Genomic DNA, 17367 nt, shown 5'->3' on the forward strand with positions numbered 1-17367 from the left:
TTTAAGAATCTACTGAAACAAGCTTGACTATGAACCTATTTCTATACGGCGTTACCCATCCAATAGAGCGAAGAGCCATAATGAACAAGGTTACCTACTTTTTTGTGTATATTATATCTATAAATATAGATTTTCGAATATATGCATTATGAGATCAAGGAGATGGAAATCGTGAACAAAAACAGTCCATTATTTTTTATTGCATTAGGTATATTTGGCATTATAAATACGGAGCTTGGAGTCGTTGGGATTTTGCCAATGGTCATGGATAAGTATAACGTTACTGCACCACAAGCTGGAATACTGGTCAGTCTTTTTGCACTCACTATTGCCATTTTTGGGCCATGGGTAACTCTGCTATTTTCAAAATGGAATCGTAAATGGTTACTGATGAGCATCATGATTATTTTTTCCATCTCGAATGTGATATCAGCTTTTGCATCGAACTTTTATACACTTGTCGTATTCCGAATAATCCCTGCCTTTTTTCATCCGGTGTATTTCTCCATTGCCTTCGTACTAGCTGTTGCATTATCGAAGAAAGAAGAGGCTACTAAAGCAAGTGCAAAGGTATTTCTTGGAGTTAGTGTGGGGATGGTATTGGGGGTTCCGCTTACTTCTTATATTGCTGATCAATTCTCTCTTGGCACTTCATTTCTGTTCTCTGCTGTTGTAAATATTATTGCGTGTGTTGGAATAGGGCTCATGGTTCCTTCCAGATTGGAGCAGAAGGAAGTACCTGTCAGGAACCAGCTTAAAATATTGAGGAAACCCACATTGTGGTTGAATATCGGTAGTGCATGCTTCATATTTGCTGCGATGTTTTCTGTATATAGTTATTTTGCGGAGTATCTAGGAGAGAAAACGCATATGAGTGGAGAATGGATTAGCACGATGCTTGTGCTTTTCGGGATTAGTGGTGTGGCTGGTAACTGGTACTCGGGAAAAATGTTAAACCATCATATGTTGAAAACGGTGTTGCTTTATCCTGTTGCTTTAGGGGTTTGTTATTTACTGCTTCAATATGTGGGTGCAACTCTTCTTCTCACAAGTGGGATTATTATTGTCTGGGGAGCTGTTCATACGAGTGGATTGATTGTAAGTCAAATTTGGCTTACCTCGGAGGCTCCAGAAGCCCCGGAATTTGCGAATAGTCTGTATGTTTCTTTTTCAAATTTGGGTGTCACCATAGGGACAGCGATGGGAGGCTGGTTTATTTCTCAATTAGGAACAGGAGATGTTGTTTGGAGTGGCCTACTTTTTGTTGTATTGTCTCTTGTATGTATTATCGTGAAATCTATGTTTTTTGGGATACATACGAAGTCAAAAAATATGTAACAAACTTTTGCCGAAATCATTACAGGTTAACGTTGATTTCAAGACCAGCTTTCTGAGTTGGTCTTTTTTTCTGTAATAAATAACTAAAGAAATGATTGACAAACTGTTCTAACTGTATTATTAATAATAGTACAGTTAGAACAGTTGAAAGGATGCAGATGAATCTGATCAAGTCTTGAAAGGAGGAAGTCCATGTTCGAGCTGGATATCCGCAGTCGTAAGCCGATCTACGAACAGTTAATAGACAAGGTAAAGGAAATGATCGTATACGGATCGCTTCAGCCGGATGAGCAATTGCCTTCTGTACGGGTTTTATCCGCTCAGCTTACGGTGAATCCCAATACGATTCAGAAGGCGTATCGAGAGCTGGAACGCGAAGGATACATCTATTCCGTCCAAGGCAAGGGCAGCTTTGTCACCCCTGCCGAGCATCAGCCGCAGCAAATGAAGCGGGATGAGATTCGGGCGGCGCTGTTGAAGCAGATGATCGAAGCTGTCCATTTCGGTTTTACGCAGCAGGAAGTGGACGCCTTATACGTGGAAGCTACGCAATTGAAGGAAAGGGGGATGTCCCTTGATTGAATTAAGGGAAGTCACAAAGACATTTACAGAAGAAAAGGCTGTCGATCAGCTCGCCCTTAAGGTGAAGAAAGGCTCTATTTTTGGACTTTTGGGCTCCAACGGAGCAGGTAAAACGACGCTGCTCAAAATCATCGCCGGGATTTACAGACCGGATACTGGCAAGGTGCTAATCGGTGGACAGCCGGTGTATGAGCAGCCAGAAGTCAAGCAGCGCATTCTGTTTATGCCGGATACCCCTTATTTTTTCCCGCAAGCGACGATTCGCCAGATGGCCCGGTTTTACCGCTCCATTTATCCGAGCTGGAGTGAGGAACGCTACATACAGCTTACCGACATTTTCAAGCTTGACCCGAAGCGTAAACTTCACCGTTTTTCCAAGGGGATGAAGCGTCAGGCCGCTTTTTTGCTTGCCTTGAGCTGCATGCCAGAGCTGCTGATTCTGGATGAGCCGATCGACGGACTGGACCCTGTGATGCGGCGGATGATCAAAAATTTGCTGTTCCAGGAAACCGCCGCACGTGAGATGACTGTCGTGATTTCATCCCATAATTTGCGTGAAATTGAAGACATGTGTGATCATGTCGGCATTATGCATCAGGGACGTATGCTGTTGGAGAAAGAGGTTGACGACCTCAAGTCCGATACGCATAAGGTGCAGGTTGCCTTTCGTGACAGCACGCATGAGGAGGTCGTCTGCGGACAACTTTCGGTTGTACATAAGGAGAGCAGAGGCAGTGTTCTGCTGCTTATTATCCGGGGTGAACGAGAGCAGATTACAGAGACGATTCAGGCGTATGAGCCGCATGTATTCGATTTGCTGCCGTTGACGCTGGAGGAAATTTTCATTTATGAAATGGAGGACGCAGGTTATGACATCCAACCGATTCTTCTGTAGCGGCGGCGTGATTCGCCAAAGCCTGAGACAGCATGGCTGGATCGGTCTGTTGTACTTGGCGGGATTATTGTTTACAGTGCCGCTCCCGTTATTTATGAGCATCGGAGACGAACGGGTGCACGAGGTTTTGAGAAGCTTGTTCAATAGGGCAAACTCAGATAATGATTTGCAAAATATGATTTTATTGACCGTACCGGTGCTGGCCGGTGTGATGTTGACTCGTTTTATTCAGCGGCAGGGGCCATCTGATTTGTATCACAGTCTGCCATTACGCAGGGAACATCTGCTAACGGCACATTTGGTCAGTGGTCTTATCCTCTTGCTCGTACCCGTGTGGCTCACGGCCGGAGTGACGGCTTGGGTTAACGCGACGAATGATCTGCCTTATATTTTTCACATGAATGATGTTGGATCATGGGCATTGGTCGTCTCGGTCATTAGCATTTTTCTTTTCGCCTTTACTGTGTTTGTAGGTATTTGCGTAGGGCAATCGCTGCTGCAAATTGCTGTAGTGTACGTTTTGATGGTGCTCCCCTTCTTTCTGTCATCCATGATTAGTCGCTTTCTGGGGCATCATTTGTACGGTTACTATCAGGTCAGTGGAACAATAGTTCGTTATAGTGATGGCATGGAGTTACGTAGTAACAATAATATTTGGCATTCTTTATCGCCGTTTATTCGCTTTACGGAATTGCTAAGAATTCCATTTTCATATATTGAACTGCTTGTTTATATTGGTGTTTCTCTGCTGTTTGTGATCTTGAGCTATGTGTTGTATCGCAAACGGCTGGTAGAGAAGGCAACGCAAGCAATGGCATTTACCTTCTTCCAGCCCTTATTCAAAGCAGGTGTGATGCTGTGCGCTATGCTGCTAGTAGGGGACTATTTTAATGGCGTAGGCGGACAAGGTAAAGACTGGTCTATCTTCGGCTATATACTTGGAGCTATTTTGGGCTATATCGCTGTGGAGATGGTGGTTCGCAAGACGTGGCAAATTGTACGTGTACGTGCTTTGCTGGAATTGGTCGCTTACACCGCAGTGTTAGGTCTGGCAATGTACATTCCGACTTCAAGTTGGGTAGGTTACGAAGATCGAATTCCAACTGCGCATTCCGTGGAGCAAGTTTATGCCGGACCAAGTTTGTATTTGGATGGGGGTATTACACGAAAAGATCTTTATTTTTCGCAAGATAAAGCTTATATCGCTTCTGTGCTGAATTTACAGCGTGAACTCGTGCGGGCCCATTCATCAGGACAGACGTCCATGACCAAAGGTGAACCTCTTCAAATGATAGCCATTGCCTATCACCTTGACGATGGTTCAATTATGACCCGAAGCTATACATTTCCCGAGCAGCCTTTCCGGGCAGAGCTGGCAAAGGTCATGGTGTCTGAGCCGTACAAAACAGTAGCATACTCGTTGGATAAGCTATATGGTGCAGCCGAAACGATCAGCATTAAATCAGGGGATGATGAGGAACGGAGGGTGATACTGACCGATCCGAAAGAAATTCGCGAATTTGAAGCTGTGCTGAAAGAAGAAATTTTGGATATGAGCTATAGCGAAATGCAGTCTGGAAGTTATCCGCTGGGGAATATCGAGATTCTGCATAAGGCTTCCTCTATTTCCAAATATGAGCCGGAATGGGCTCGTAAAATTGCATTTAACTGGCGTTTATCCTTTCACAAACTGGAAGGTTGGCTGAAACAGAAGGGATATGCCGACAAGGTAATTGTCACGCCGAAGGATATACTTTCTGTGCGTGCTGTTCCAATTGTTTCTCAGGAGATGAAACCTTATCAATCTGGTCAGTATATCGAAGACGTCAATTTATTCAGAGATATACAGCAGAAGCATAAAGCAATCGTCATTGAAGATATGAAGCTCTGGAAAGCTATTTTGGAAAACCGCAGATCCTATAACTATACTCCGGATATGGAGAAAGGCACTTACCTGATACAGATCAAAATCAAGCCTTTATATGGTTTAAATGCTCACACAGGCTATTATTTATTAACTCCAAAAGACATGACACCTGAGCTTGTAAAGGCTCTACCCGCCACTCCTTAAAACGGCATCGAACGGCAGATAAGAAATTCCTCCTGGTTTGGGCAGATGTAGAGGCGTATAGAGATAGAACGTAGAACATAAAGAGTATAGCGTTCGGTAAATGATGTCAGCCCAATTCAGGAAGGAGCAGCACGATATGAATATACAGAAGATCGTGAGTTTATACAGTTGTTGGAGCACATTCACTTCCATTTGATGATAATGGGTTCGATCTTGTGCTGAACAAGCATGAGGCATTTTCTCCAGCGGAAGTGCGGCGTATTTTGCATACGGGCGGGATGTTTTTGACCCAACAGGTGGGGGGCTGGATTGTGTGGGCATAACGACCGTTTGGAAGCGCCTTATAGCGAGTATGCGGACTGGTCCCTTTCTCAAGCGATTACCGGTCTGAAAAGCAACGGCTTCGAAATCGTGGAGCAGCGGGAACAGTTTCCGATACAGCAGTTTTACGATATCGGAGCGCTTGTCTACTACTTAAAGGCGATTGAATGGCAGATTGCTGATTTTCAGCCAGAGAGATATATAGAACAGCTGTATGGTCTACATCTGGACATTCAACGTGATGGGTATTGGGACGTGAAACAGCACCGTTTTTTGATCCAAGCAAGAGCGATATAGAATTGTTGAATTCAATACCAAGAAGGTCTTCCTCTAGGGAAGGCCTTTTTTTAGCATACTTCTTTATGGTAAAAACAAAATCAAAAGCCATACGGCGGTTGGCAGTGAAATACCGACGGCGATGGCAATATAGGGCAAGGGAGTTTTCAGGTAGCTTTTCAAGTTGCTTTTCCAATCCGCAGCCTTATGCTTTTTTTTATGATAAATCTCGATTTGTGTTGAAAAACTGTGAAGCAGCTTGAGAGTGTCCTCGGCCGGAATATGTTGTAAGGATTTCCAGAGGTCATCATGCGTTTTTCGGAGCAAGGCCATATCGGATGTGTTATCCCGGTGATCGGATAAGGACATTTTTACCATCTCCTCGTATACTAATCTTTACCATAATTGTACAATGAAAAAGCAGTGGCTTAAAGGCTCATTTCATTTAAATGATATAGGGGGATGTACATGTCAGATCCAAAGGGAGTTATAACTGAGCCGGAAAAAGGCCCTTCTATGCGGTCAGCATGGTTTTGGTCGTGGTTGGGCGGTACATTTATGTTTGGATTGTTTTCAGTCATGTTTAATGTATTTTGGAGTATGGCTGTGGCATCTAATGTACAGCTTCTGTTGAGGCGTGAGGGTGTGACGGATACTGCGGTCATTGTGATGATGATTTTGTACGCCTGGATCGTCGGCCTGATTTTTGCAGCTTACGGTGCCTGGAGTGCGCGTATTTCCAGTCTGCGCAAGCTTCCGCTCATGCTGACCGGGCTGCTATCATTATTAAGCGGCCTGGGTTTATGGATTGTGGGGTTACAAGGCTCTGGCGGCCAACCGTCCGAGGTGGGCGGGAGTTCGTGGCAATTGTTTTCAATCTATCACGCGTGGGCGGAGCCTGTGCTGGAGGTATTGGAGCCGTACACACAGCATGGTGAAATCTGGTTTCTGCTGACTGTACTGCTGCCGATCGCCGGAATGGTAATAGGAGTTGGGGTGGATCGTTATCCGGCGGTGATAGGAAAGAACGGAAAGGTGGATCGTAGATGGCAATGGATCGTGGCCGCTATGTCTGCCGCACTCGTCATTGTGCTGACCATTACGCTGATGCTGCCTCATCGCCCGTTGATTGCAGAAAGGGATTTTCCAGTGGTCGATGGGGCTACAGCGGCGATTCCGTTCGCACAGGATATGCTGCATGAGCTGACCGGAATGAGCAAAGCACGTGCGGCGCACGAATTGAAATTCAACACAACGCATCTGGCGTATGTAAATCTGATCGACAAGAAGGCGGATCTCATTCTGGTGGCCGGACCATCCGACGGGGAGCTGCAACTTGCGAAAGATCGGGGAGTGAAATTGAAGCTGACTCCAATTGGGCGGGATGCGTTTATTTTCCTTGTTCACAGTGATAATCCGGTTCATAATCTGTCTTCACAGCAGATTCGTCGTATTTATGAAGGCTCCATTCATAATTGGAGTGAAGTGGGAGGCAAGGATCAGCCGATTGTAGCCTATCAGCGGGAAGAAAATTCGGGAAGTCAGACGTATATGCAAAAGAAAGTGATGGCAAACCATGAGATGGCCGAGCCGCCCCGGGAGCGCACAATTGGCATCATGGGTGGTATGATTAATGCAGTCGCTGATTTTAACAAGGATCACAATGCGCTCGGGTATTCGTTTTATTATTTTGCCAATGTGATGCATAAGCGGCAAGAGGTTAAATTTTTGTCCATTGACGGAGTGGTGCCGAACAAGGAACATATCCGTTCGCAACAGTATCCGTTTACCGCTCAATTGTTCGTGGTCACACGGGAAGGAGAGAAGTACAGCCCTTCGGTTCAGCGGCTACTCCAGTGGCTGCAAAGCGAAGAAGGAAAACGGATCATTGAAAAAGGCGGCTTTGTTCCTGTAAATCCGTAGACGAGGTTTTCCATACAGTCGATTTTGGGTTTCCATCCGTCAAGAGTGAAACGAAGACAGCAGGGTAATACATAGGATATACCTTGCTGCGGTTACATACCCGCGCAGCATTGTACTAACACAGTAAGGGGATGAACGAAAATGAAGAAAAAATTATCGGCATGGGCGCTTTTGCTCGCCGTATCCATCATGACAGCAGGTTGTGGAGCAGATACAACACAAGCAGGACAGACCGGACAGAAAGAGCAGAACGGACAAACCGTTCAGGATGGACAAAAGGGTTCTGCTTCCGCGCAACCGGGTGCTTCGGGAGCCGCTGTAAATACACCTGGACAGCAGACCGCTTCTGACGGGAAAAATGGCACAACTGGCGGTACAGGCGTTGCATCAGGGGCTGATGGACAAGCATCCACAGATGCGAATGCGGCGAAGGTTCGCATGGACGATGTTACCGCGCTGCGCCTGATCGACGGCAAATCCGGCTGGATCGGCGGGAAGGGATGGATTGCCCGGACAGACGCAGGCACATCCGGTTCAGCGGGAGCGGCATGGGATGTGCAATATCAGGGTCAAGGAACAGTGCAGCAAATTTTTGCCTTGAATGGGCAGCAGGCATGGGCCGTCATGGCAGACAGCGGCTCGCTGCTGGCGACTCAGGATGGAGGCAAGCGCTGGGAAAGTATCGGGACAGTGCCGAAGCAAGGACAAGCGGGCTTTCTACACTTTGTATCGTCCAAGGAAGGATTCACCGGAAACCAATATACGAAGAACGGCGGTCAAACCTGGTCCGCGCTTCCCGTACCTGATCACACCGTTGGACAACCATACTATCATGATCAGCAAAACGGTTGGGCGGTAACGCAAAGCAAAGAGGGCTCGTTCGGTATCTTACACACAACGAATGGCGGCCAGAAGTGGACCACCGCTTTGTCCCGGAAAACCGAAGCCCCTCTGAACGGTGTAATCATTCGCTCGGTAGAGCGCGGAAACGCATGGATTGAGCTGGTCGGGGATACGGGCATGAATCAGACCTCATATTCGCTCTGGCATACCGCCGATAGCGGCCAAAGCTGGCGTGCTGTGTTGGCCAATGCCACCGCTGGCGCAGGACCGGCTCCCGGCATTAGCCAGCAAGACCATCAGGTTCCCAAGAATGAAGGGACGGCACCGGGTATGCTCTATGCAGTAAACAGCAGTACCGCGTTGATGGGCGGCTATTGCGCACCGTGCGACAAGCCTAATACCATTGGCTGGACGAATGATGGAGGCAAGACGTGGAACAACGGCAAGCAAAGCTTTGACGGCTATGGCAGCCAGCAAATCGGGATGGCCAATGCTAAGGAAGGCTGGGCTATTTTCTCCGATTCAGAGAAGGCTCCGGTAATGTATACCACCTCGGATGGTGGACAGCATTGGACGCAGAGCCATGTCTTTGACAAGCCTGCGGCATCAGGTTCCTGAGCAGATGTAGTCCTTAGAAGATAAGTCCTGAGCAGATATAGTAAGGAGGGAAAACACATGAGCCAACAGAAGAAAAGTGCAATCGCATGGGCTGACGGCCGTGAAGTGCCTCTGATCGGACAGGGCACATGGCATATGGGGGAAAAAGGTTCGCTTCGGCAAGAGGAAGTGCGCGCGCTTCAACTTGGCTTGGATCTGGGCATGACGTTGGTCGATACGGCTGAAATGTATGCTGAGGGCGGTGCAGGAAGCTTTTCCGCCGCCTACGCGGAAGCAGCCGCTGGATATCGTTTGAGGGAGGGGCGTGCCATGGCAGAGAGAGAAAAAGGAACAGGAACCAAAGCAGAGCTGCATGAGGTAGATGATCATCTGGATTACGGATTATCTGTCGTATTTATTGGCTTCAATCCCAGCTTGAAATCAGGCGAAGCGGGGCATCATTATGCGAACCCGCGCAACCGCTTTTGGCGCATACTGGAGGGAGCGGGTTTGACCCCTCGCTTGTACGATCCATCGGAGGATGGGGAACTGCTCAAGCTTGGCTATGGTTTTACGAACATTGTTTCCCGGCCCACGAGGGGAGTGGAGGACATTGCCCGCGAGGAATACGCCGAAGGACGTCTGGAGCTACATGCCAAGCTAAAGGAATACCGACCCAAGGTAGCCTGCTTTGTAGGCAAAGGTGTATATACCGAATACAGTAAAAAATCCAAAGTAGATTGGGGATTCCAGCCCGAACCGCTGATCCCCAAGATGCATGAATTTGTAGCCCCTTCGTCCAGCGGACTGGTTCGCATGTCGCTGGACGAGATCACAGATATTTACCGCCGTCTCCAGACATTTCTGACGGCAGAAATCGTCTGATATGCAGCGAGAACAATGGATTCAGCTAGAAGAAAAAGAACCACACAGTTCATGCCCTGAGGGGAAGAACGTGTGGTTCTTTGAACTACCGCAGACTCTATTTTAAGGCTTTTGCCTGCCACGCCTGATCTACCGGAACGTAAGGATATCCCAGATCACGGGCTACCGCCTCGTAGGTGATATGACCGTTCAGGACATTTGTGCCGCTACTTAGCGGCTTGCTTTTACGAAGGGCTTCCTGCACGCCCTGATCCGCAAGCTGGAGGGCAAAGGGAAGCGTCGCATTTGTCAAAGCAAGCGTCGAGGTTTGCGGCACTGCGCCCGGCATGTTCGCTACGGCATAGTGAATGACGCCATGCTTCACATAGGTTGGCTGATCATGTGTCGTGATGTGGTCTATCGTCTCGACAATACCTCCCTGGTCGATAGCGACATCCACAATCACAGAACCGGGCTGCATTGTCTGCACCATAGCCTCCGTTACGAGACGAGGGGCTTTGGCTCCAGTGATCAGGACAGCACCGATCAGCAAATCGCTCTGCGCTACGGCTTCGGCAATGTTGGACGGTGTGGACACCAGCGTATGGAGCTGATTGCCGAAAATATCGTCCAGCTGGCGCAGCCGATGCAGGCTCAGGTCGATCAGCGTCACGTCCGCGCCGAGGCCGATGGCGACCTTCGCAGCGTTCGTGCCGACGACCCCGCCGCCAATAATGGTCACTTTGCCGCGCTTGACTCCCGGCACGCCTGCCAGCAGAATGCCTTTGCCGCCCTTCGGTTTTTCCAGCAGCTGTGCCCCGATTTGCACAGCCATTCGACCTGCGACCTCGCTCATCGGGGTAAGCAACGGAAGGCTTCCCCCGACATCTATGGTTTCATAAGAGATGGCAGTTACGCCGTTGTCCATCAGCGCCCGTGCCAGTGCCGGCTCGGCAGCCAGATGGAGATAGGTGAACAAAATCAATCCTTGCCGAAAATATCCGTATTCTGCGGATAACGGCTCCTTCACCTTGATAATCAGATCCGCCTGAGACCACACATCCGCTGCATGCTGCACAATCGTTGCACCCGCCGTGGCATAATCTCCATCCGTGAAGCCACTTTCAACCCCTGCATGACTTTCCACAAATACGTGATGTCCGTGCTGGATCACCTGAGCTGCCCCGGCAGGGGTCAAGGAGACGCGATTCTCATTGTTTTTAATCTCTTTCGGAACTCCAATTTTCATTTTGTTCACCTCTCCTGAAAATAATTGTTATCCACCGGCAAATAATTGTTCTTCAGGGCAGCTACGCTGCTGTGTTTCTGTGTTTCTGTGTTTCAATGTTGCTGCACCAAACGGATTCAAAAATTGCATTATCATTTTTGTGCAGCCTGCCAATTAGTTAAATGGACTCAAGCCGACAAATGCAATTCATGTTAGATTAGGTACAGTTTACAAGTGGAAAAGCTCCTTGGCATCATACATTTTGTCGGATTATCTGCCTTCAAGGCTCGACTTTTTGATGAATAGGTGTCATATAAAATGACATTAAGACATATACATAAGGAGAATTCCGATGAACGGTAAAAAAACCTTTACCATTGCCGATGTGCTGGAACGTCCGGTATTCCGGCGAGCCAAGCTGGCGGCCGGGGAGCAGGGCACGAGTCGCCGGGTCGGCTGGGTCCATGTGCTGGAAATCACAAACGTAACCCCCTTTGTGAGTCGTCATGACCTGATTTTGACGACCGGCCTGTGGCTAACCCGAGAGGGGGAGGAACGCGCTGAGTATATGGAGCAGTTGATCCGTTCCGAGGCCGCAGGACTATGCGTGGAGCTGGGTACGAGCATCCATGAGATTCCGCCGGAAATTCTGGAGCTGGCGGAATCTCATCATTTTCCGGTCATCGTATTTGAAAAGCCGGTACGCTTTGTTGAAATCACGCAAGATATTCATTCCCTGCTTATTAACCGCCACCACGAACTACTGAAAGATCTGGAGCGTTTCTCGCGCCAGCTTCAGCAGGAGACGCTGCGCAGCACGGATATGAGTGCCCTTTTACGGGCACTTCATGATTATACCGCCCGACAGGTCATCTACATGTCTTCCATTGATACCAATCGGTTCGTGCCTTCCATCCAGCCTGATGTGGCTGACCGCATTGCGAATTTCTATGCCAATGAGGTGGAATCCAGCATGACGTCTGACCGGGAGGGTCACTTGCTGTTCCATCTTAATGAATCCACCGCCGTCTTGTTTCAACCGGTTGTCTGCTTCGGGCAGGTGTTTTCCGCAGTAGGTCTGGTGCTGCATGGCGAAACCCCGACGGAAGAACTGTCACTGCTGCTTGACTACACAGCCAAGGCAGCCGCTACGCTGGTGCTGAGAACTCAGTTCCTCGAAGACCGGTTGTTACGCAACCAGAATGAACTGATTCAGGATATGCTGAACGGACAGCTTCCCAGCGAAGAACAGGCTCAGACCCGGATGGGGCTACGTCTGCTGTCCAAGGGACAGTATTTATTTTGGGCCGGGGTTATTGAGGTGGAGCATCAGGATAAGGAAGCCAGTCAGGTGCGCAAGGAGTCCATTAACCAGGATATATTGGTACTACTCCGTTCTTTGCTGAAAAAGGAGACGCTGCACAACCTGCTCATGATGAAGGGGAACCAGTGCTACATTCTTTGTGCCAAGGAGGAATTGACCCTGCGTTCCGCGGCGCAAATGAAGAAAGTGCTTGCCCATACCGTACAATATATTCAGAACTATGCCGCAGGGCAGCTTGACAAGGTGCGCATTCATGCAGGTTTCGGCAAAGTGAGATACCGGATGACCGGAGCAGGCCGTAGTTTTGAAGAGGCTTATCAGGTTATTGAAGTGGCGCGAAGCGTTTCGGCCATGAGAGATCGACTTTTTTACGACAGTATCGGAATCTATCAGTTGTTGAAAGCCGTACCCCTCACTCCCTTTTTACAAGAGTTTGTACAGGACCATTTGGGCGGGCTGCTTGCGCATGATCGTGAGCACCATATGCAGCTTCTGGATACGCTGGATGCTTATTTTCGATGCCATGGCTCCAAACGCGACACTGCTGGAATCCTGTACATTCACAGGCAAACTCTCTACAATCGGCTGGACAAAATTAACGAGATCATAGGAGGAAATCTGGCAGACCCGGATAAACGTCGTTGTCTGGAGATGGCATTGCTGGCTCACCGGATGCTACAGGCCGAAAAATGATCCTAAATGACTACTTCTATTTTCCAATTTACTCATTTACAATGCGTGTTAACACTGAGATAATAGAAGAGATAACGGTAATATCTTTGAAAGGGGATTAATATGAATATAAAAAAATGGATTGCCGTCCCTCTTATTCTGCTAATGGTAGCTTTGACGGGTTGCCAGGCAGTAGGCGGATTTGATGTAAGTAAAAATCTTTTGGGCACACTTGATGTGAAATCCCAGCAGTCAACGGAGAAGATATCTCTTAAATTGACTCCAAAAGAAGGCATTACGCAAGGAGATCAGGAAATTGTTGATCTAATCAATTCTATTTCCGTAACAGTGGATGAGGCCAAGGTACAATCGGAGGAACTCGCTTCCGCCAAGGGTACATTACACATCGACAAGTATAATTTGCCGTTTGAAATTGCTTTGGATCGCCAAGGTGTGGCTATTCAACTGGAAGGTGCCAAAAAACCTTATTACATATCTTTGAACTCGCAGGAGAGTTTGAGTGGTCTGCCTGCCGGATTTGATCCTTATGTATACTCCAAGGATGTAAGAGATCTGACGAAAACAGCCGCAGCACTTGTACTCAAGCATGCTCCTAACCCTTCGACCATCTCTGCAACGTCTGTAACCGAGGAAGTTTATGGTGAGAAGGACAAAGTGAAGCTGACTCGTTTGCATGCTGAACTTCGTGGCGATGAGCTGGTTACATTGGTGAAACCGTTCCTGACCAATCTGGCGAAGGACGAGGCTGGCTTGAAGGAACTGATCGGGCAAGCGATTGATTTCACTAAAAATATCGCTTCCAGCATGAATGTTGATGGTGCTGATCAAGTCACAAGCGAACTGAACACGAACAAGGAAAAACTGGTCAATGAGGCTTATACCGAAGTTAAAAAGTATTTGGATCTGGCCGTTGCTCAATATGATACAGGCGTAAGCACTTTATATGCACAATCTCCTGAAATCAAAACGGTTCTGAGTTCCAATACGGTTCTGAAAACCGATATGTATTTTGATGAAAAAGGAAATGTTCGCAAATCAGTGTCAGACCTGACGGTTGCTTTGCCAGAAGTAGATAGTCTTCCAGTGAAGTCCTTCTCGATTGTTACGGAAGTTCAATCCTGGAACGTAAACGGTAGTGTAACAGCCGACAAGGTAGATATCTCCAATGGTGTTATCGACCTGAATAAACAAGCGGAACTTACGCCAGGAGCGACACTTCGCAATTTTGAAGCAAACTCTCCGATCTACAATATTTTAAAAAATGATTTGAAAATTACAAAAGTAGAAACCACTTTCGATCCTAAAGACGATTATTATGTGCTGGTGAATCGTAAAGGTACGGCCTTCATTCCACTGCGTGAGCTGACGTATGAACTGGGTTCCGAATTAAAATGGGATGCAGCAGCCAAGCAAATTACAGTTGTGGATGATATTACAGGTAAGACCATCAAGCTGAAAAGCGGTTCCAAACAGGCTGTACTGGAAGGAAGCACATTAACGCTGCCACAAGCTCCATATACGAATGAATATGGTACGTTGTATGTTCCTTTCAAATCGGTTGCCGAAGCGCTTGGTGCCACAGTAACCCGTAACAGTAATGGTGAGTACGTATTGAAACGTGACTAAAAAGACATTCCACATATCTGTGTCCAACTGCACCGCTGGTGCATGGAACATGCAGGTATAGACACAGGAACCGGCCCGTTCAAGGGTCGGTTCTTTTTTTGCATATCCTTACGAATCTAATCTATCGTAAAATAAGGAAGCATTCTCACAGAAACGATTTAAATAAGCGATTACAGATTAAAATAGTACCCTATTTTTGCACAGGGAAAATTGAGATAATTATATTGTTGTTGCGCCATATATATATTTGCGGTCAGGCGCCACAGTGGAAATCACCTACAATAGGGGGATATAACGATGAAAGATATGGAATTGCTGAATTCTAGTGAGGGACAAATTGTACTTGCTCGAATGTACGGTCAACAGCAGGTTGCAGAGCAAACGACGCGATATCAATCACTTCTACAGGCGTACCGGGAGCACTTCGGCGTCGGGGATATTGAATGGTTTAGTGCTCCGGGAAGATGCGAAATTGGGGGGAATCATACAGACCACAATCACGGGAAGGTGCTGGCAGGCAGTATTACACTGGATACCATCGCTGTAGCTGCTAAAGTGGAGGAGCCTGTAATTACGTTCTTTTCCGAAGGCTACAAAACGAAATACGTCATTGATTTAAACGACTTGTCACCACGACCGGAGGATGACGGTACGATGCTTCTGGTCCGCGGTATTGCGGCTGGCTTGCTCGAATTCGGCTATCGCATCGGAGGATTCCGGGCTTATATATCAAGCAATGTGTTCTCTGCTTCAGGATTAAGCTCTTCTGCTTCATTTGAAATGTTGATTTGTACTATAATCAGTCATTTTTATAATGAGGGAGCATTGGATGCTGTCGCCAAGTCCAAAATCGGCCAGTACGCGGAAAATCGCTACTGGAACAAGCCGTCGGGTCTGCTTGATCAAATGGCTTGCGCATATGGCGGCTTGGTTGCCATTGATTTTGTAAACCCCAAGGAACCGATCATCAATCCAGTTCACTGGGATTTTCAACAGAATGGATATTCCCTGGTTATCGTAAATACGGGCGGAGATCATGCGGATTTAACGGACGATTACGCGGCGGTACCCAACGAAATGCGTGCAGTGGCTCAGTCCTTAGGTGCTTCTGTTTGCCGTGACTTATCGCCGGAGGATCTGTATGCCAACCTCAAAATGGTCAGGGAAAAAGCAGGAGATCGTGCAGTGCTGCGTGCGTTGCATTTTTTTGAAGAAAATAGGCGTGTAGATGAACAGGTGAAGTCGCTGGAGGAGGGACGTTTTTCTGATTTCTTGAGGCTCGTCACCGAATCCGGTAATTCTTCATGGAAATGGCTTCAAAACGTATATAGAAGTGGAGTTGACCGGGAACAGGACGTATCTGTTGCGCTTGCATTAACGGAAATGTATTTGAAATCAATAGATGACAGCGCATGCAGGGTACACGGTGGTGGCTTTGCTGGAGTCATCTTGACGATTCTTCCCAATGATCGTGTTGACGATTATAAGACGTGGATCAGCGGAATGCTGGGAACTCCGGTACTCGTTGTCAACGTCCGTGAGCAGGGTGCTGTTAATGTAAGTGATTTGATTCATGCGACAACGAAGGATTGAAAATGAAGCCAGAGTTGGACGGATCTTAGGAGTTATTGCGAATAGACTATACTAGACCGTTGAAGGCTTTAACCTCTGGGTTAAAGTCTTCGTTCTTTTTGGACGATGCAGTCCAGGCTTGCGGTATAATAGAGCATGGAAGTTCTAACGAAGGAGGGCCTATTCATGGCTATGTACCCGTCCTGGTCCTATTCACAATCTAGGGCCCAAACGTTCGATGAATGCCTACGCAAATACTATTATCATTATTACGGCTCGCATAACGGCTGGAACCCTACACAGGGCAGTGAAGAGCAGGTTACGTTGTATCGGCTCAAGCAGTTGAGCAACTTATATATTTTATTTGGGAATATTACGCATCAAATGTGTGAATCGGTCATACGTGGTTGGATGGAAAAAGGCGCTGTTCCACGTCCGGCGTACCTGGAGACAGCGATGAAGAACATGCTGAATGACAGCTACAAGGAATCGCTGCAACAACGTGAGCTATGGCAGCAAGACCCCAAAAATCGCATCATGCTCGCTGAAATTTATTATGATGACGAAGTGCTGCCGGAACGAATTACCCGGATTAAAGAGCGACAGCATGCAGTTGTACATAATCTGTACCGTACTGCGGTTTGGCGTGAGCTACAGCAGGCTGAGGCCCGAATTGTCGAGGTCGAGAAGTGGGATACGATGCTGCTTCATGAGACGAAGGTCTATGTCAAAATGGATTTGCTCTACCGCAGAGGTAACGGAGACATGGTTATCGTAGATTGGAAAACAGGCAAGGAAGGCGACTTCTCCGACCAACTATTTTTGTACGCTTCCTATGTGCGGGAGCATTATCAGCTTCCGCTGGATAAGATCGAGGTGCGTGTGGAGTATCTAATGACGGGAGAACATGAGGTGTACCGTCCCACGCAGGAGGATATCGACAAGGTCGTTGCCAATGTCGGGCGATATATCGAGGAAATGAAATCCTGTCTCGATGATGATTATTATAATCGGCCGAAACCCGAGTCCTTCTTCACGCCCATGCCTTCACGCAGAGCGTGCGGCGGCTGTAATTTTCGGGAGGTATGCAAGTACCGCGCGGTGTAAGGTGGAATAGAACAAAAGAAAGACACTCCATTAATTAAAAGGAGTGTCTTTCTTTTGCCCTATTAAAGTAAATGTCCAATTCTTATTAAAAATTCTGCATATATTAC

The 17367-nt window shown here is 47.5% G+C and carries 14 protein-coding genes; 12 read left to right on the plus strand and 2 right to left on the minus strand.

From position 1 onward, the window contains the following. Positions 1-171: 171 nt before the first annotated feature. The 5 genes from E0698_RS00005 (at position 172) to E0698_RS00025 (ending at position 5504) form a co-directional block, all read left to right on the plus strand. Positions 172-1338 (plus strand): MFS transporter, encoded by a 1167-nt coding sequence (locus E0698_RS00005; protein ID WP_443146895.1) that lies wholly within the window; start codon positions 172-174, stop codon positions 1336-1338. 192 nt (positions 1339-1530) lie between these two features. Continuing rightward, positions 1531-1920: a GntR family transcriptional regulator gene (locus tag E0698_RS00010; RefSeq protein WP_044646746.1), complete on the plus strand. Its 390-nt coding sequence runs from the start codon at positions 1531-1533 to the stop codon at positions 1918-1920. Continuing rightward, positions 1913-2815: an ABC transporter ATP-binding protein gene (locus E0698_RS00015; protein WP_149096079.1), complete on the plus strand. Its 903-nt coding sequence runs from the start codon at positions 1913-1915 to the stop codon at positions 2813-2815. The genes E0698_RS00010 and E0698_RS00015 overlap by 8 nt, the downstream gene beginning before the upstream one ends. Further along, positions 2790-4886, plus strand: coding sequence for a multidrug ABC transporter permease (locus E0698_RS00020; RefSeq protein WP_192510187.1), 2097 nt, complete (start codon positions 2790-2792; stop codon positions 4884-4886). The genes E0698_RS00015 and E0698_RS00020 overlap by 26 nt, the downstream gene beginning before the upstream one ends. A 309-nt stretch (positions 4887-5195) precedes the next feature. Further along, entirely contained in the window at positions 5196-5504 is a 309-nt protein-coding gene (locus E0698_RS00025; protein WP_238353804.1) for a hypothetical protein, read from the plus strand. A gap of 63 nt (positions 5505-5567) precedes the next feature. Here the strand turns inward: E0698_RS00025 and E0698_RS00030 are convergent, their stop codons facing one another. Then, positions 5568-5852 carry a hypothetical protein gene (locus E0698_RS00030; protein ID WP_192510188.1) on the minus strand — a complete coding sequence of 95 codons (285 nt, stop codon included), beginning with the start codon at positions 5850-5852 and terminating at the stop codon, positions 5568-5570. A gap of 99 nt (positions 5853-5951) precedes the next feature. On the opposite strand from E0698_RS00030, the gene E0698_RS00035 reads away from it, so the two are divergent. The 3 genes from E0698_RS00035 to E0698_RS00050 all read left to right on the plus strand — a co-directional run bounded on the left by E0698_RS00035 (position 5952) and on the right by E0698_RS00050 (position 9731). Beyond that, positions 5952-7406 carry a PstS family phosphate ABC transporter substrate-binding protein gene (locus E0698_RS00035; RefSeq protein WP_134910967.1) on the plus strand — a complete coding sequence of 485 codons (1455 nt, stop codon included), beginning with the start codon at positions 5952-5954 and terminating at the stop codon, positions 7404-7406. 141 nt (positions 7407-7547) lie between these two features. Further along, positions 7548-8867, plus strand: coding sequence for a hypothetical protein (locus E0698_RS00040; protein WP_192510189.1), 1320 nt, complete (start codon positions 7548-7550; stop codon positions 8865-8867). A gap of 309 nt (positions 8868-9176) precedes the next feature. Continuing rightward, the gene (locus E0698_RS00050; protein WP_192510420.1) at positions 9177-9731 is read left to right on the plus strand and encodes a mismatch-specific DNA-glycosylase; all 555 of its coding nucleotides are present in this window, start codon (positions 9177-9179) and stop codon (positions 9729-9731) included. A 97-nt stretch (positions 9732-9828) separates the two neighbouring features. On the opposite strand, the gene ald is transcribed toward E0698_RS00050, so the two are convergent. Next, on the minus strand, positions 9829-10959 hold the full coding sequence (gene ald, locus E0698_RS00055; protein ID WP_192510190.1) for an alanine dehydrogenase: 1131 nt from the start codon (positions 10957-10959) through the stop codon (positions 9829-9831). A 331-nt stretch (positions 10960-11290) separates the two neighbouring features. Between ald and E0698_RS00060 the strand changes: the two genes are divergently transcribed. The 4 genes from E0698_RS00060 to E0698_RS00075 all read left to right on the plus strand — a co-directional run bounded on the left by E0698_RS00060 (position 11291) and on the right by E0698_RS00075 (position 17260). Further along, a complete protein-coding gene (locus tag E0698_RS00060) occupies positions 11291-12955 on the plus strand; it encodes a PucR family transcriptional regulator (RefSeq protein WP_192510191.1) in 1665 nt (554 codons plus the stop codon). Positions 12956-13057: 102 nt separating this feature from the next. Next, positions 13058-14581 carry a copper amine oxidase N-terminal domain-containing protein gene (locus E0698_RS00065; RefSeq protein ID WP_149096088.1) on the plus strand — a complete coding sequence of 508 codons (1524 nt, stop codon included), beginning with the start codon at positions 13058-13060 and terminating at the stop codon, positions 14579-14581. 297 nt (positions 14582-14878) lie between these two features. Further along, positions 14879-16174, plus strand: coding sequence for a galactokinase (locus E0698_RS00070; RefSeq protein WP_192510192.1), 1296 nt, complete (start codon positions 14879-14881; stop codon positions 16172-16174). A gap of 165 nt (positions 16175-16339) precedes the next feature. Continuing rightward, the gene (locus tag E0698_RS00075) at positions 16340-17260 is read left to right on the plus strand and encodes a PD-(D/E)XK nuclease family protein (protein WP_192510193.1); all 921 of its coding nucleotides are present in this window, start codon (positions 16340-16342) and stop codon (positions 17258-17260) included. The last annotated feature ends 107 nt before the right edge of the window (positions 17261-17367 follow it).

The organism is Paenibacillus sp. 23TSA30-6, from assembly GCF_014858585.1.
In the GTDB taxonomy this organism is placed as follows: domain Bacteria; phylum Bacillota; class Bacilli; order Paenibacillales; family Paenibacillaceae; genus Paenibacillus.

Coding starts and splice junctions, on each gene's coding strand:
- E0698_RS00075 (WP_192510193.1), top strand. CDS start 16,340: ATGGCTATGTACCCGTCCTGGTCCTATTCACAATCTAGGGCCCAAACG.
- E0698_RS00010 (WP_044646746.1), top strand. CDS start 1,531: ATGTTCGAGCTGGATATCCGCAGTCGTAAGCCGATCTACGAACAGTTA.
- E0698_RS00060 (WP_192510191.1), top strand. CDS start 11,291: ATGAACGGTAAAAAAACCTTTACCATTGCCGATGTGCTGGAACGTCCG.
- E0698_RS00030 (WP_192510188.1), bottom strand. CDS start 5,852: ATGTCCTTATCCGATCACCGGGATAACACATCCGATATGGCCTTGCTC.
- ald (WP_192510190.1), bottom strand. CDS start 10,959: ATGAAAATTGGAGTTCCGAAAGAGATTAAAAACAATGAGAATCGCGTC.
- E0698_RS00040 (WP_192510189.1), top strand. CDS start 7,548: ATGAAGAAAAAATTATCGGCATGGGCGCTTTTGCTCGCCGTATCCATC.
- E0698_RS00035 (WP_134910967.1), top strand. CDS start 5,952: ATGTCAGATCCAAAGGGAGTTATAACTGAGCCGGAAAAAGGCCCTTCT.
- E0698_RS00050 (WP_192510420.1), top strand. CDS start 9,177: ATGGCAGAGAGAGAAAAAGGAACAGGAACCAAAGCAGAGCTGCATGAG.
- E0698_RS00065 (WP_149096088.1), top strand. CDS start 13,058: ATGAATATAAAAAAATGGATTGCCGTCCCTCTTATTCTGCTAATGGTA.
- E0698_RS00070 (WP_192510192.1), top strand. CDS start 14,879: ATGAAAGATATGGAATTGCTGAATTCTAGTGAGGGACAAATTGTACTT.
- E0698_RS00020 (WP_192510187.1), top strand. CDS start 2,790: ATGACATCCAACCGATTCTTCTGTAGCGGCGGCGTGATTCGCCAAAGC.